The organism is Sphingomonas faeni (assembly GCF_024273235.1).
GTDB lineage: Bacteria > Pseudomonadota > Alphaproteobacteria > Sphingomonadales > Sphingomonadaceae > Sphingomonas > Sphingomonas faeni_A.
In genome coordinates this window covers 170,619-183,219 of record NZ_JANBVH010000002.1, presented here as the reverse complement: position 1 = coordinate 183,219, position 12,601 = coordinate 170,619, and the positions used below count along the sequence as shown (strand labels likewise).

Annotated in this window: 13 protein-coding genes; 9 read left to right on the top strand and 4 right to left on the bottom strand. The window is 68.2% G+C overall.

Going from position 1 to position 12,601, the window contains the following annotated elements; genetic code table 11:
- Positions 1 to 52: 52 nt before the first annotated feature.
- Together NLI89_RS01745 and NLI89_RS01740 are read right to left on the bottom strand one after the other, a co-directional pair.
- Positions 53 to 994, bottom strand: a complete 942-nt coding sequence (locus NLI89_RS01745) for a Gfo/Idh/MocA family protein (RefSeq protein WP_254685425.1) — start codon at positions 992 to 994, stop codon at positions 53 to 55.
- A 134-nt stretch (positions 995 to 1,128) separates the two neighbouring features.
- Positions 1,129 to 1,842 (bottom strand): FadR/GntR family transcriptional regulator, encoded by a 714-nt coding sequence (locus NLI89_RS01740; protein WP_254685424.1) that lies wholly within the window; start codon positions 1,840 to 1,842, stop codon positions 1,129 to 1,131.
- Positions 1,843 to 1,975: 133 nt separating this feature from the next.
- On the opposite strand from NLI89_RS01740, the gene NLI89_RS01735 reads away from it, so the two are divergent.
- From NLI89_RS01735 to NLI89_RS01695, 9 genes are all read left to right on the top strand, one after another.
- Positions 1,976 to 2,845 (top strand): 2-dehydro-3-deoxygalactonokinase, encoded by an 870-nt coding sequence (locus tag NLI89_RS01735; RefSeq protein WP_439144458.1) that lies wholly within the window; start codon positions 1,976 to 1,978, stop codon positions 2,843 to 2,845.
- On the top strand, positions 2,842 to 3,474 hold the full coding sequence (locus NLI89_RS01730) for a 2-dehydro-3-deoxy-6-phosphogalactonate aldolase (RefSeq protein WP_254685422.1): 633 nt from the start codon (positions 2,842 to 2,844) through the stop codon (positions 3,472 to 3,474). Before NLI89_RS01735 ends, NLI89_RS01730 begins: the two co-directional genes overlap by 4 nt.
- Positions 3,475 to 3,982: 508 nt before the next feature.
- Positions 3,983 to 5,104, top strand: a complete 1,122-nt coding sequence (locus NLI89_RS01725) for an 8-amino-7-oxononanoate synthase (RefSeq protein WP_254685421.1) — start codon at positions 3,983 to 3,985, stop codon at positions 5,102 to 5,104.
- Positions 5,101 to 5,718, top strand: a complete 618-nt coding sequence (gene bioD / locus NLI89_RS01720; protein ID WP_254685420.1) for a dethiobiotin synthase — start codon at positions 5,101 to 5,103, stop codon at positions 5,716 to 5,718. Before NLI89_RS01725 ends, bioD begins: the two co-directional genes overlap by 4 nt.
- On the top strand, positions 5,715 to 6,968 hold the full coding sequence (locus NLI89_RS01715; RefSeq protein ID WP_254685419.1) for an adenosylmethionine--8-amino-7-oxononanoate transaminase: 1,254 nt from the start codon (positions 5,715 to 5,717) through the stop codon (positions 6,966 to 6,968). Before bioD ends, NLI89_RS01715 begins: the two co-directional genes overlap by 4 nt.
- Positions 6,969 to 7,066: 98 nt before the next feature.
- On the top strand, positions 7,067 to 8,203 hold the full coding sequence (locus NLI89_RS01710) for an extracellular catalytic domain type 1 short-chain-length polyhydroxyalkanoate depolymerase (RefSeq protein ID WP_254685418.1): 1,137 nt from the start codon (positions 7,067 to 7,069) through the stop codon (positions 8,201 to 8,203).
- A 455-nt stretch (positions 8,204 to 8,658) separates the two neighbouring features.
- Positions 8,659 to 10,032, top strand: a complete 1,374-nt coding sequence (locus tag NLI89_RS01705; RefSeq protein ID WP_254685417.1) for an MATE family efflux transporter — start codon at positions 8,659 to 8,661, stop codon at positions 10,030 to 10,032.
- An 85-nt stretch (positions 10,033 to 10,117) separates the two neighbouring features.
- Positions 10,118 to 10,339 (top strand): hypothetical protein, encoded by a 222-nt coding sequence (locus NLI89_RS01700; RefSeq protein ID WP_254685416.1) that lies wholly within the window; start codon positions 10,118 to 10,120, stop codon positions 10,337 to 10,339.
- 37 nt (positions 10,340 to 10,376) lie between these two features.
- Complete coding sequence (locus NLI89_RS01695; protein ID WP_254685415.1) at positions 10,377 to 10,775, top strand: MAPEG family protein; 399 nt, start codon at positions 10,377 to 10,379, stop codon at positions 10,773 to 10,775.
- 3 nt (positions 10,776 to 10,778) lie between these two features.
- Here NLI89_RS01695 and mmsB read toward each other — a convergent pair whose 3' ends face one another.
- Positions 10,779 to 11,654, bottom strand: a complete 876-nt coding sequence (gene mmsB, locus NLI89_RS01690) for a 3-hydroxyisobutyrate dehydrogenase (RefSeq protein WP_254685414.1) — start codon at positions 11,652 to 11,654, stop codon at positions 10,779 to 10,781.
- A 128-nt stretch (positions 11,655 to 11,782) separates the two neighbouring features.
- A complete protein-coding gene (locus tag NLI89_RS01685; protein WP_254685413.1) occupies positions 11,783 to 12,559 on the bottom strand; it encodes an enoyl-CoA hydratase in 777 nt (258 codons plus the stop codon).
- Between the last annotated feature and the right edge of the window lie 42 nt (positions 12,560 to 12,601).

The following is a 12,601-nucleotide window of genomic DNA, read 5'->3' as shown; positions in this document are numbered from 1 at the left end:
CGCCCGGATACGCGTTCCGGCAATGCTATCCTGGATCAGGATGTTCGTTCGATCACCACGCGAATGTCGGAAGTGTCTCGCGGCTGCCGACCAGGAACGCATCCGCGACCAGCCTGAGCGGCGTTACGTCGACGTCGCTTCGGCGCGTCCGCACGAGGTCCTCGAACCGGGCATACAGCCCCGCATATTCCGCATCGGGCGCTTCCGTGACCGTCCCGTCGATATCCAGGATCGATCCGCCCATCCGCAGCGTCAACCGTCCGTCATCGGTCTCGACGACGATATCCCATTGCTGGGGGCCTTCCTGGAGGAAGTCGAAGGCGGCGGTCGCGGGAACATCGCCGCACATCATCGTCAGGTCGGCAGACAGCGGCGACATCCGCCCCTCTGGCACGCGAAGGACCGCGCGCTCCACGGTCCACGCCCCGGGCAGGATTTTGGTCGCGATCGACAGGGCGTTGATGCCGGGATCGAACACGCCGAACCCGCCCGCTTCCAGGATCCAGTCCTGCCCCGGATGCCAACGGCGGATGTCCTCGCGCCACTCGATCGTCACGCGCTCGACCTTGCGATCCGCGAGCCAGGCCCGCGCCGCCGCGACACCCGCCGCCTCGCGCGAATGCCATGTCGCGAACAGCGTCCGCCCGGCGACGACCGCATGCGCCTCGATCCGCGCCACCTCGGACAGCGTCGCCGCAGGCGGCTTTTCCATCATCACGTCCAGCCCAGCGTCGATCGCCGCCATCGCGATCGATGCCCGCCCGACCGGCGGCGTGCAGATCGACACCGCATCAAGGTCGTTTCGATCCGCCAGCAATGCGGCGATATCGTGATAGTTCGCGACACCATCGACCACCGCGTTGCGGCTGACGGCCGCGACCAGGTTGAACCGGGGATCGGCTGCGATGGCGGGCAGATGCTGGTCGCGTGCGATCTTGCCGACACCGATGATCGCCAGCCGGATCGGCTGCTGGGATGTCGCCTCAATCACCATTCGAAATCCTCTCGATTATCGTATCAAAGCCCGTACCGTCCCCGGCCTTGTCGGGCAACGTGCGAGCGGACCCACGCCCGCGTATCGATCCTGCGCTGGGCCGCGAGCCCGACTTCCCCCGCGTACTCCGCAGGTCAGGCTTCGCCGATCAGGATCAGCACGTCGCCGATGATCCGCGACATCGCGATCCGCGCGGCCTCCGGATTGCGCGCGATGATCGCGTCCGCCACCGCGGCATGGTCGGCGATATTGGCCGAACGCCCCTTGATACGGTTGGTGAAGCGGATCGAGGTCCGCAGCGCGGTCGACACCACCGACTGGAACTGCGCGTAGAACGGGTTCTTCGAGGCGCGCAGGATCGCGACGTGGAAGGCGATATCCGCCTCGAGCGGGTCGGTCAGCCCGGCTTCGCCCGCCTCCATCTGCTCCAGGCCGTTGCGGATCGCGAGGTCGTCCGCCGCATCGCCGAACCGCGCGGCGAGCGCGGCGGCCTCGGGTTCGATCGCGATACGCAACTGGTTGAAATGGCGCAGCAGTTCGACCGAGAACTTGCGTTCCAGCGTCCAGCGCAGGACGTCGGTATCGAACAGGTTCCACGAGCTTGCCGGCTGCACCACGGTGCCCTGGCGCGGGCGTGCGCTGACCAGCCCCTTGGCGGTGAGCATCTTGACCGCCTCGCGCGTCACCGAGCGGCTGACGCCGTGGGTCTTGGCGATCTCCGCCTCGGTCGGGAATGGACGCGTCTCGTACCGTCCGGTGACGATCGCGCGCCCCAGCGTATCGAGCATGCCGTGAGTCAGGTTACGTCCTGTCACACCGACGACGGGAAGACTGTCATTATCTGTCATGTCGATATTCATCGCCGCAGGTTCTGGCGCAACGGAACCACGCTGTCACGTGCCTTGAAGGCCGTATTGGCAATCCTTCATGGCGGCTGCTCTGATTTGTCGTATAATCACGCGGTGCGATGGGGCCGAGGTGATGACGATGAATGCTTTTATCGCGGTCGACTGGGGCACCAGCAACCGCCGCGCGTTCCGGATCGAGGAGGGCGTCGTCGTCGCGTCCGAGCGGGACGATCGCGGCGCCGCTAACGTCGCTGCGGGCGAATACGAGGCGGAGGTCGCCGGTATCCGCACGCGGCTCGGCGACCTGCCGATGCTGCTCGCCGGGATGGTCGGATCGAACATCGGCTGGCGCAGCGTGCCCTATGTCGCGGCACCTGCGGGTCTTGCCGAGATCGCCGCCGGGCTCGACCGGATCGACGACCGCACCGCGATCGTGCCGGGGCTGTCGTACCGCGACGGGCTGCATGCCGACGTGATGCGCGGCGAGGAGGTGCAGTTGCTCGGCGCGGTCGCCGCCGGGCTGGTGCCGGCCGACGCGATCCTCTGCCAGCCCGGTACGCATTGCAAATGGGCGACCGTCGAGGGCGGCGCGATCACCCGCTTTACGACGGCGATGACCGGCGAACTCTTCGCGCTGCTCCGCGCGCACGGCGTGCTCTCGCGACAGCTCGGCCACCCCGTCGAGTTGGGGCCAGCGTTTCTCGAAGGCGTCGCCGAGGGGGCACGGCGCGATCTCGCCGCCAGCCTTTTCGCGATCCGCGCGCGTGGCGTACTTGGACTGGCCGACGACGCACACGCAGCCTCGTTCGCGAGCGGGCTGCTGATCGGTGCGGATACCGCCGCGCGGATCGAGCCGGGCGCCACGGTTCACATCCTCGCCGACCCAGCCCTCGGCGCACTCTATGCCGGCGCGATCGATGCGCTGGGCGGCACCCCGCACCATATCGACAGCCAGGCCGCATTCGTGGCCGGCATCACCCGCATCCAGGATCTTGCAGCATGACCACGCACCGCCAAGCCTTTGACGACGCCTTCGCGAAATGCCCGCTGATCGCGATCCTGCGCGGCGTGAAGCCCGATGAGGTCGAGGCGATCGGCGAGGCACTGGTCGAGGCGGGCTTCACGATCCTCGAAGTGCCGATGAACTCGCCCGACCCGCTCGACAGCATCGCCCGGCTGGCGCGCACGCTGAAGGGCCGCGCGGTCGTCGGTGCGGGCACGGTGCTACGCGTCGAGGACGTGGCGGCGGTCGGCGCGGCGGGTGGCACGCTGATCATCGCCCCCAACGCGAACGTACGCGTGATCGCGGCAGCGGCGGAGAAGGGCTATGTCGCGCTCCCCGGCATTGCCACGCCGACCGAAGCGTTCGCGGCACTGGAGGCAGGCGCGGCGGCGCTGAAGCTGTTCCCCGCCGAGGCCGCAAGCCCCGCGGTACTGAAGGCGATGCGCGCCGTCCTCCCCAAGGACACGCGCGTGCTCCCCGTCGGCGGCGTCGTGCCGGAGATCATGGCCGAGTGGCGCAAGGCGGGTGCGGCCGGGTTCGGTCTCGGCTCCGCGCTGTATGCGCCAGGGATGACCGCGGCGGATGTCGGCACAAGGGCGCGGGGGTTTATCGAAGCGTTGCAGGCGTAGTCACGTTTATGAAAACGGGCTCGGGCCGTCACCCCAGCGAAAGCTGGGGTCTCCTCGTTCGGGTCGCCCGCTCGCCAACCGGGATACCCCAGCTTTCGCTGGGGTGACGGGGTGACGGGGTGCGGAGGCGCGGCGAGGCGAGGCGAGGAGGCGCGGGGCAGGATGGCTAGGTCGCGGAGTTCGGGTTCCAGGGTGGTGGTGCAGAATTGCTGCGTCGAAATGGCGACAGCGACAGCGGTAGCGCTCACCGCAACCGCACACCCCCCGGAACCCCGCCAACCCCGCCAGCCCCGCCCGTCACCCCAGCGAAAGCTGGGGTCTCCTTGTTCGGGTCGCCCGCCCGCCAACCGGGATACCCCAGCTTTCGCTGGGGTGACGGAGTGCGGCCGTCATCGGAGTTCCAATCTAGCGGAGTTCGAAACAAGTGGGGTTCGAAACTAGCAGGGTAAGTCCCACGCCCCCTCGACCCGCTATCGTCTTCGCGCCGCGTTGGGGTTAGGGCGGCGCGATGATGTTCGCCGACCAGGAACGAGACCTCGCCACGCTGGCCGCCGCCGACCGGTACCGATCGCTCCGACCGCGTACGGGCGTCGACTTCGCCTCGAACGACTATCTCGGGCTCGCCGGGTCGGATCGTCTGCGGGCCGCGATGATCGAGGCTTTGTCGAGAGGCGTGCCGGTCGGCTCGGGGGGCTCGCGGTTGTTACGGGGGAATGCGCCCGAGCATGAAACCCTGGAGGCGGATGCCGCGCGGTTCTTCAGGACCGAGGCGGCGTTGTTCTTCGCCAGCGGGTACATCGCCAACACGATCCTGTTCGCGACGCTGCCGCAGCGCGGCGACCTGATCGTACACGACGCCCTGATCCATGCGAGCGCGCATGAGGGGATGCGGCTGACACGGGCGACCTGCGTGAGTGCTGAACACAATGACGCGAGCGCATTCGAGGACGTGATCGCCAACTGGCGGAAGACTGGCGGCAAGGGCCGCGTGTGGATCGCGGTCGAGAGCCTCTACAGCATGGACGGCGACCGTGCGCCGCTCGCAGATCTCGCGCGGATCGCCGACCGTCACGACGCGATCCTGCTCATCGACGAGGCGCACGCCACCGGGGTGTTCGGCACCGATGGCCATGGCCTCGCCGAAGGGCTCGACGGACGCGACAACGTCATCACCTTGCGGACCTGCGGCAAGGCGCTCGGCTGCGAAGGCGCGCTGCTCTGTGGCCCGGCGGTGATGCGCGCGTTCATCGTCAATCGTGGGCGCGGGTTCATCTTCTCGACCGCGCCGTCGCCGCTGATGGCGCTGGCGGTCGGCGAAGCGTTGCGGATCATGGCGGACGAACCCGCGCGGCGGGCGCGGCTGTGGGACCTCGTGGCGACGGCGGAGCGGGTGCTGGCGCCGTACGGCGTCGCGGCGACCGGGTCGCAGATCCTGCCGCTGATAGTCGGCGATGCGGCGCGGACGATGCACGTCGCCGGCGCGATCCAGGCGGCGGGGTTCGACGTGCGGGGTATCCGGCCGCCGACGGTGCCCCAGGGGACGTCGCGGTTGCGGATATCGTTGACGCTGAACGCCACCGCGGCGGATATCGAGGCTTTGGGCGAGGTCATGAAGGAGGCGCTGCAATGACGATTATCGTCACCGGAACGGACACGGATATCGGCAAGACGGTGTTCGCCGCCGGGCTGACCGCCGCGCTCGGCGCGCGCTACTGGAAGCCGGTGCAGGCGGGGCTCGCGGACGGTAGCGATGCGGCTTCGGTCGTGACCTTGGGTGTCCCCGCGGACCGCGTCGTGCCCGAAGCATACCGGCTGACGACGCCGTGCTCGCCGCATCTCGCCGCCGAGATCGACCGTGTGACGATCGATCCCGATCGGCTCATACTACCCGAGGTCGATGGCCCGCTGGTGGTCGAGGGCGCCGGCGGCGTGATGGTGCCGGTGACGCGCGACCTGATCTTCGCCAACCTGTTCGCGCGCTGGGGCAAGCCAGTCGTGCTCGTCGCGCGCACGGGCCTCGGCACGATCAACCACAGCCTGCTCTCGATCGAAGCACTGCGCAGCCGGAACGTACCGATCCTCGGCATCGCGTTCGTCGGCGACGCGGTCGAGGGTAGCGAGGCGACGATCGCGTCGCTGGGCGACGTCCGGCGGCTCGGCCGCCTGCCCCGTCTCGATCCGCTGAACGCCTCTACGCTGGCCCAAGCGTTCGCCGCGAATTTCGATTTGGAGGCGTTCCGGTGAGCGACTCCCCCGTCTGGCATCCCTTCACGCAGCACGGCCTTCGCGAGCCGATTCCCCTCGTCACGCATGCCGACGGCGCCGCACTCTACACATCGGACGGCCGTCGGATCGTCGATGCGATCTCGTCCTGGTGGGTCACCACGCATGGCCACGCCAACCCCAGGATCATGGCGGCGATCGCGGAGCAGGCGGGCAAGCTCGACCAGATCATCTTCGCCGGATGGACGCATCAGCCCGCCGAAGACCTCGCGCGGGGCCTGACCGCGATCATGCCGCCGGACCTTACGCGGGTCTTCTTCTCGGACTCAGGCTCGACCAGCGTCGAGTGCGCGCTGAAGATGGCGCTCGGATACTGGCTCGATCGCGGCGAGGACCGCCACCGCATCCTCGTAATGGAGCACGGCTATCACGGCGACACGATCGGCGCGATGTCGGTCGGCGCGCGCGGCGTCTACAACCGCGCCTACGCCCCGCTGCTGTTCGACGTCGGCACGATCCCCTTCCCCGCCGCCGGCCAAGAACAGGTCACGCTCGACGCACTCGAGAAGGCCTGCGCCGCACACCCCGCCGCGTTCATCGTCGAGCCACTTCTGCTCGGCGCAGGCGGGATGCACATCTATCCGGCGCACATCCTTGCCGAGATGCGGCGGATCTGCGCCCGCCACGAGGTGCTGTTCATCGCCGACGAGGTGATGACCGGCTGGGGCCGCACCGGCACCTTGCTCGCCTGCGAACAGGCCGGCGTGGTGCCCGACATATTGTGCCTGTCGAAGGGGCTGACCGGCGGCGCGATCCCGCTTGCGGTGACGATGGCGACCGAGGCGATCTACCAGGCGCATTACGGCACCGACCGCGCGCGGATGTTCTTCCACTCGTCGAGCTACACCGCCAACCCGATCGCCTGCGCCGCCGCCAATGCGAACCTCGCCATCTGGCGCGACGAACCGGTGCGCGATCGGATCGCCGATCTCGCCGCACGCCAAACCTCGCGACTGGAGGCACTTGCCGAGCACCCCCGCATCGCCAACGCGCGCCAGATCGGCACCATCACCGCGGTCGAGCTGCGCGGCGAGGACGGCTATCTCTCGCAGATCGGCCCACGCCTGCTCGCCTTCTTCGGCGAGCGCGACCTGTTGCTCCGCCCGCTCGGCAACACCGTCTACGTGATGCCGCCTTATTGCATCGACGACACCGATCTCGACCGGATCTATGCCGCGATAGCCGAAGCATGCGACGCGATCCGACACTGAGGCTGACGTTTTTGCTGCACTGCAGCAACAAATGATGTACATGCGACGTTGAGATAAGATCGCGGCTGAGTACGCCTGCGACGAAAGGCTCGATTCACGTGAGAAACATCGCCGATACCATCGCCCGCATGGCGCGTGCCGGGGCCCCGACGCCGCGCGACACCGCGCCGAGCCGCCTGGCGTCGCTGACCGAGTTCGGGACCAATCCGGGCGCTCTGCTCGGCTACAGCTACGTGCCCAAGGACTTGTCACCGGGCGCGGCTCTGGTCGTCGTCCTGCACGGCTGCACGCAGACCGCAGCGAGCTACGACAACGGGTCGGGCTGGTCGAAGCTCGCGGATCGTGCCGGTTTCGCGCTGCTGTTTCCCGAGCAGACGCGCGCGAACAATCCCAATCGCTGCTTCAACTGGTTCGCGTCCGAGGACACCGCGCAAGCCGGCGGCGAGGCGGAATCGATCGCGCAGATGACCGAGACGATGATCGCCCGCCACGATCTCGATCGCAGCCGCGTTTACGTCACCGGGCTGTCGGCGGGCGGCGCAATGACGATGGCGATGCTGGCGACCCGACCGGACCTGTTCGCGGGCGGCGCGGTGATCGGCGGCCTCGCCTACGGCACCGCGACCGGCGTGTCGCAGGCGCTCGACCGGATGCGCGGGCACGGCGACACCAGCGACACCGCACTGGTCGACGCCGTCCGCAGCGGCTCGCGCGGGCATGACGGACGCTGGCCGACGCTGGCGATCTGGCACGGCGGCGCGGACGCGACGGTCAGCGTGGCGAATGCGGACACGATCGCACGGCAATGGCGCGGCATCCACGGCGTCGACGCGAGCGCGGTGCGCACGGAGCGGTTAGGAACCTCGGTCCACCGGATCTGGTCGGATGCGCAGGGACGCGACGTCGTCGAGGACTGGACCGTGCCGGGCATGGGCCACGGAACGCCGATCGACCCATTGCGCGGCGACCGGCTGGGGGCCGCGGGGCCGTTCATGCTCGATGTCGGGATTTCGAGCACGGCGGTGATCGCAAGGTCTTGGGGGCTGGTCGCGGCGGCGAAGGCGGAGACGGCGGCTAAGGCGGAAACGGTGGCCAAGCCGGCGCCGGTCGAACGGGTCGCGAAGATCGCGATCCCGGTTTCGCCGAAACCTGCGTCCAAGCCTCGCGCTAAGGCACCCGTTGGTATTCAGGCGACGATCGAGAACGCCCTCCGCGCTGCCGGATTGATGCGGTAGATGCGGGGGTGGCTGCGATGCCGAGGTAGTCACTGCCATCTTTGAAACGGCGCTGTCGGCCGTGTCTGTGCAGTTGACCGAAACAACCGTCGCCCCAGCGAAAGCTGGGGTATCCCACGAGGCAGATGACCCACGCCCCGTAATAATGTCCCAGCTTTCGCTGGGATGACGGAGTTTGGGAGCGGCGCGGCTTTCGATGGGTCGGTCGCTCGTCAATCCAACCGTCCGCGCTTCAGCAAGCAAAGTCGCTCCGCATCGATCCTCCCCCGCCAGGGGGAGGTGGCTGGCGCTTGCCAGACGGAGGGGGCGGTAAGGGAGACCTCTGTTTCGTGTCCTCCCCCTCCTTCGCCTTCGGCGCCACCTCCCCCTTGCGGGGGAGGATTGGTTGCTCCGACAGCTACGTAGCGTCCCCTCGCGATGATCGACAAGCCGTCGAACCCGGCTAAAGCCAGCGCATGACGTCCACCCCGCCCAGTCCCTGGCGCACCGAATTCGCCGCCACGCTGAAGCTCGCCTGGCCGCTCGTCGCGACCAACCTCGCCCAGGCGCTGGTTGGCGCGACCGACGTGGCGATGCTGGGACGGCTCGGGCCCGACACGCTGGCGGCGGCGACGCTGGGGCTGAACCTCTACCTCGTGTTCCTCGTCTTCGGCATGGGCCTCACCACCGCCGCCGTGCCGATGATCGCGCGCGAGCGGGGTGCGCGGCCGCATGCGGTGCGCGATATCCGGCGGACCGTGCGCCAGACGATCTGGGTCGCCGCCACGCTCTGCCTCCCGTCCTGGATCATCCTGTGGAATGCCGAGGCGATCCTCGTCCACCTGCTCGACCAGGACCCGCTGCTCGCGCACGACGCGGCGCGGTTCGTCCGTGCGGTGATGTGGGGCATGCTGCCGAGCCTCGCGTTCCTGGTCCTGCGCGCGTTCGTCGCCGCGCTCGAACGGCCGGGCTGGTCGCTGGTGGTGATGGTCGGACTCTTGGTCGTCAACGCCGGCCTCAACTGGCTGCTGATCTTCGGTCATGCCGGCCTGCCCGCGCTCGGCCTGCTCGGCTCGGGCATGGCGAGCAGCATCGCCAACGGCCTCAGCTTCGTCGCGATGGCCGCCGTCATCGTCTGCGCAAGGCCGTTCCGCCGCTATCGCCTGCTCGGCCGGTTCTGGCGCGCCGACTGGCCGCGATACCGCGCGGTGTGGACGCTGGGACTGCCGATCGCGATCACGCTCGGGTTCGAATCCACCGTGTTCATCGCCGCAGTGTTCCTGATGGGGCTGCTCGGCACCGTGCCGCTGGCCGCGCACGCGATCGCGATCCAGATCGCCAGCGTCACCTTCATGGTCCCGCTCGGCATCGCCCAGGCCGCGACCGTCCGCGTCGGGCTCGCCTCCGGACGCGGCGACCGCGCCGGGATCGGCCGCGCGGGCTGGGCCGCGTTCGCGATCGGCGAAGGATTCATGGTTTTGACCGCCGCATTGCTCGTGCTCGCCCCGCAGTTGCTGATCGGCATCATCCTCGACGTCGATGCGCCGGCCAATGCGCCGGTCGTGGCACTGGCGATCTCGCTGCTCGCGGTGGCCGCGATCTTCCAGGTGGTCGACGGCGCGCAGGTGATCGGCGCGGGCATGTTGCGCGGGCTGGGCGATACCAAGGTGCCGATGATATTCGCGGCGATCGGCTATTGGGGGATCGGTATCGGCGTCGGCGCCTGGCTCGCCTTCGGGCGCGGCTGGGGCGGAGTCGGCATCTGGACCGGGCTGGCAGCCGGCTTGGCGGTGGTTTCGGTACTGATGATCGCCCGTTGGCAGGCGCGCGAGCGACTTGGGCTCGGTTGAGGCTCCACTGGACCTGTTTTGCAGATCGGCCGGTACCGTTAACGTTCAAGGTGCGTTAACATAAATTATACTACGGGAGCCTAACATGTCCGACCAAGACCGTATCGTCGCGATCGGGCTCCTTACGCAGCGCGACGTCTTCGCGCTCGGCCACGATCTGTCGCGCGTCTATCCGATCGACGAAGTGCCGTGCTTCGGCGCGCTGCTCGGGGCGATCGACGACGCCGACCGCGCGTTCCACCAAGCGCACGACGCCCGCCAATCGCTTGCCAATCCGCAGATTCAGGTCGCAACATCGGCGCACTAGCGGCGTTCGACATCCGCGACGCTAGCGGAGATCGGTCATGATGCACCTGCCTACGGAATTACTGCTGCTCGGCTGGTCGACGGTCCTGCTGCTCGCGTACGTCATGATCCAGGGCCAGACCGCGACGCGCGACCGCGGGCTCGATTGGAACGCCGGCGCGCGCGACGGCGAGCAGAAGCCATTGGGCCCTGTGGCGGGCCGCGCCGAACGTGCGCTGAAGAATTTCCAGGAAACCTATCCGGTCTTCGTCGCGCTCGCTCTAGGGCTGGCCGTCACCGATCGGACCGGCGGGATCGGTGCGATCGGCGCGTGGCTCTGGTTCGGCGCGCGGATCGCGTACATCCCGCTATACCTGTTCGGGATCAAATATGTCCGCAGCCTGTGCTGGATGGCGTCGATCCTCGGCCTGCTGCTGATGCTGATCCGCTTCCTCTGAAGCTCAGTCTTTGAGGGTACGGATGATTGCCGAGAAATCGAGGCCCCCCTGCCCGGCCTCGGCGAACGCCTCGTAGCGCTCGGCGGCCTTCGCGCCCATCGGGGTGTCCGCGCCGACATCCTTCGCCGCCGCCATCGCCAGCCGCAGGTCTTTCAGCATCAGCGCCGCCGCGAACCCGCCCTGATAGTCATGATCGGCGGGCGTATCGGGACCGATCCCCGGCAGCGGCGCATACGTCGTCATTGACCAGCTCTGGCCCGACGACACGCTGGCGATGTCGTAGAACGCCTGCGCATCGAGGCCCAGCTTCTCCGCCAGCACGAACGCCTCGCAGGTCGCGATCATCGTCGCGCCGAGGATCATGTTGTTGCAGATCTTCGCCGCCTGTCCCGCACCGTTCGCGCCGGCGTGGATGACGGCCTTGCCCATGTCCGCGAGGATGGGCTGGGCCCGCTCGAACGCCTCGGCCGAACCGCCGACCATGAAGGTGAGCGTGCCTGCATTGGCCGCGCCGATCCCGCCCGAGACTGGTGCATCGACCGCGGCGAGCCCCTTGGCCTGCGCAGCCTCGGCGACCTGTTTCGCGGTGGCAACGTCGATCGTCGAGCAGTCGATCAGGATCGCGGACGGCGACGCGACCGCAAACAGCGCGTCATAGACCTCGGCGACATGCTTGCCGGCGGGGAGCATCGTCACGATCGCCTCGGCACCGTCGGCGGCCTCGGCAGCGGACGCGACCGGCAGGCACCCCGCGGCCTTGGCCTTGTCGAGAGCGTCGGCGCTCAGATCGAACGCGCGAACGTCGTGGCCCTTCTTGGCGAGGTTCGCCGCCATGCCGCCGCCCATGTTGCCGAGGCCGATGAATGCGATCCGTGCCATTGCTTATCCTCTTTAACGATCGTCATCCCAGCGAAAGCTGGGATCTTTATGGGGCTGGCGCTTCGGCCGCCAACGGGGAGACCCCAGCCTTCGCTGGGGTGACGGGGTTGATACGGACGCTTATCGGGTCACTTCCCCGTCCAGCTGCCGGCACGCTTCTCCACAAACGCGGCCATCCCTTCGCTCTGGTCCGCAGTCCCGAACAGCCCGTGGAATAGCCGCCGCTCGAACTGGACGCCCATCGCAAGCCCCGTCTCGAACGCCGCGTTGACCATTTCCTTGTTCGCCAGCACCGCCAGCGGCGCCATCGCCGCGATCGTGGTCGCCGTCTTCACCGCCTCCTCGACCAGATCGTCCGCGGGCACGATCCGCGATACCAGCCCCGCGCGCTCGGCTTCGGCGGCGTCCATCATCCGCCCGGTCAGGCACATCTCCATCGCCTTCGCCTTGCCGACCGCGCGCGTCAGCCGCTGCGATCCGCCCATCCCCGGCGACACCGCCAGCTTGATCTCCGGCTGGCCGAACTTGGCGGTATCCGCGGCGAGGATGAAGTCGCACATCATCGCCAACTCGCACCCGCCGCCGAGCGCATAGCCCGCGACCGCCGCGATCACGGGTTTGCGCGTCCGCGTGAAATTCTCCCAGCCGGCGAAGAAGTTGCTCGCGTACATGTCCGCGAACCCCTGCGACTGCATCTCCTTGATGTCCGCCCCCGCCGCGAACGCCTTCGCGCTACCTGTCAGCACCGCACAACCCTGCGACGCATCCGCATCGAACGCAGCAAACGCGGCAATCAGGTCGGCGAGCACCTGCGAATTGAGCGCGTTCAGCGCCTGAGGCCGGTTCAGCGTGACGAGCGTAACGCCGCCGCGCTGCTCGACGAGGATCGTTTCGTACTCGGCCATTCCAAACCCTTCCAATTTCGTCACCCCAGCGAAAGCTGGGGT

What these genes read in the sequence shown, in the direction of transcription:
- NLI89_RS01700 (WP_254685416.1), top strand. Translation starts at nt 10,118, where the DNA reads ATGTCCGACCAAGACCGTATCGTCGCGATCGGGCTCCTTACGCAGCGC.
- NLI89_RS01685 (WP_254685413.1), bottom strand. Translation starts at nt 12,559, where the DNA reads ATGGCCGAGTACGAAACGATCCTCGTCGAGCAGCGCGGCGGCGTTACG.
- mmsB (WP_254685414.1), bottom strand. Translation starts at nt 11,654, where the DNA reads ATGGCACGGATCGCATTCATCGGCCTCGGCAACATGGGCGGCGGCATG.
- NLI89_RS01730 (WP_254685422.1), top strand. Translation starts at nt 2,842, where the DNA reads ATGACCACGCACCGCCAAGCCTTTGACGACGCCTTCGCGAAATGCCCG.
- NLI89_RS01735 (WP_439144458.1), top strand. Translation starts at nt 1,976, where the DNA reads ATGACGATGAATGCTTTTATCGCGGTCGACTGGGGCACCAGCAACCGC.
- bioD (WP_254685420.1), top strand. Translation starts at nt 5,101, where the DNA reads ATGACGATTATCGTCACCGGAACGGACACGGATATCGGCAAGACGGTG.
- NLI89_RS01725 (WP_254685421.1), top strand. Translation starts at nt 3,983, where the DNA reads ATGATGTTCGCCGACCAGGAACGAGACCTCGCCACGCTGGCCGCCGCC.
- NLI89_RS01695 (WP_254685415.1), top strand. Translation starts at nt 10,377, where the DNA reads ATGATGCACCTGCCTACGGAATTACTGCTGCTCGGCTGGTCGACGGTC.
- NLI89_RS01745 (WP_254685425.1), bottom strand. Translation starts at nt 994, where the DNA reads ATGGTGATTGAGGCGACATCCCAGCAGCCGATCCGGCTGGCGATCATC.
- NLI89_RS01740 (WP_254685424.1), bottom strand. Translation starts at nt 1,842, where the DNA reads ATGACAGATAATGACAGTCTTCCCGTCGTCGGTGTGACAGGACGTAAC.
- NLI89_RS01705 (WP_254685417.1), top strand. Translation starts at nt 8,659, where the DNA reads ATGACGTCCACCCCGCCCAGTCCCTGGCGCACCGAATTCGCCGCCACG.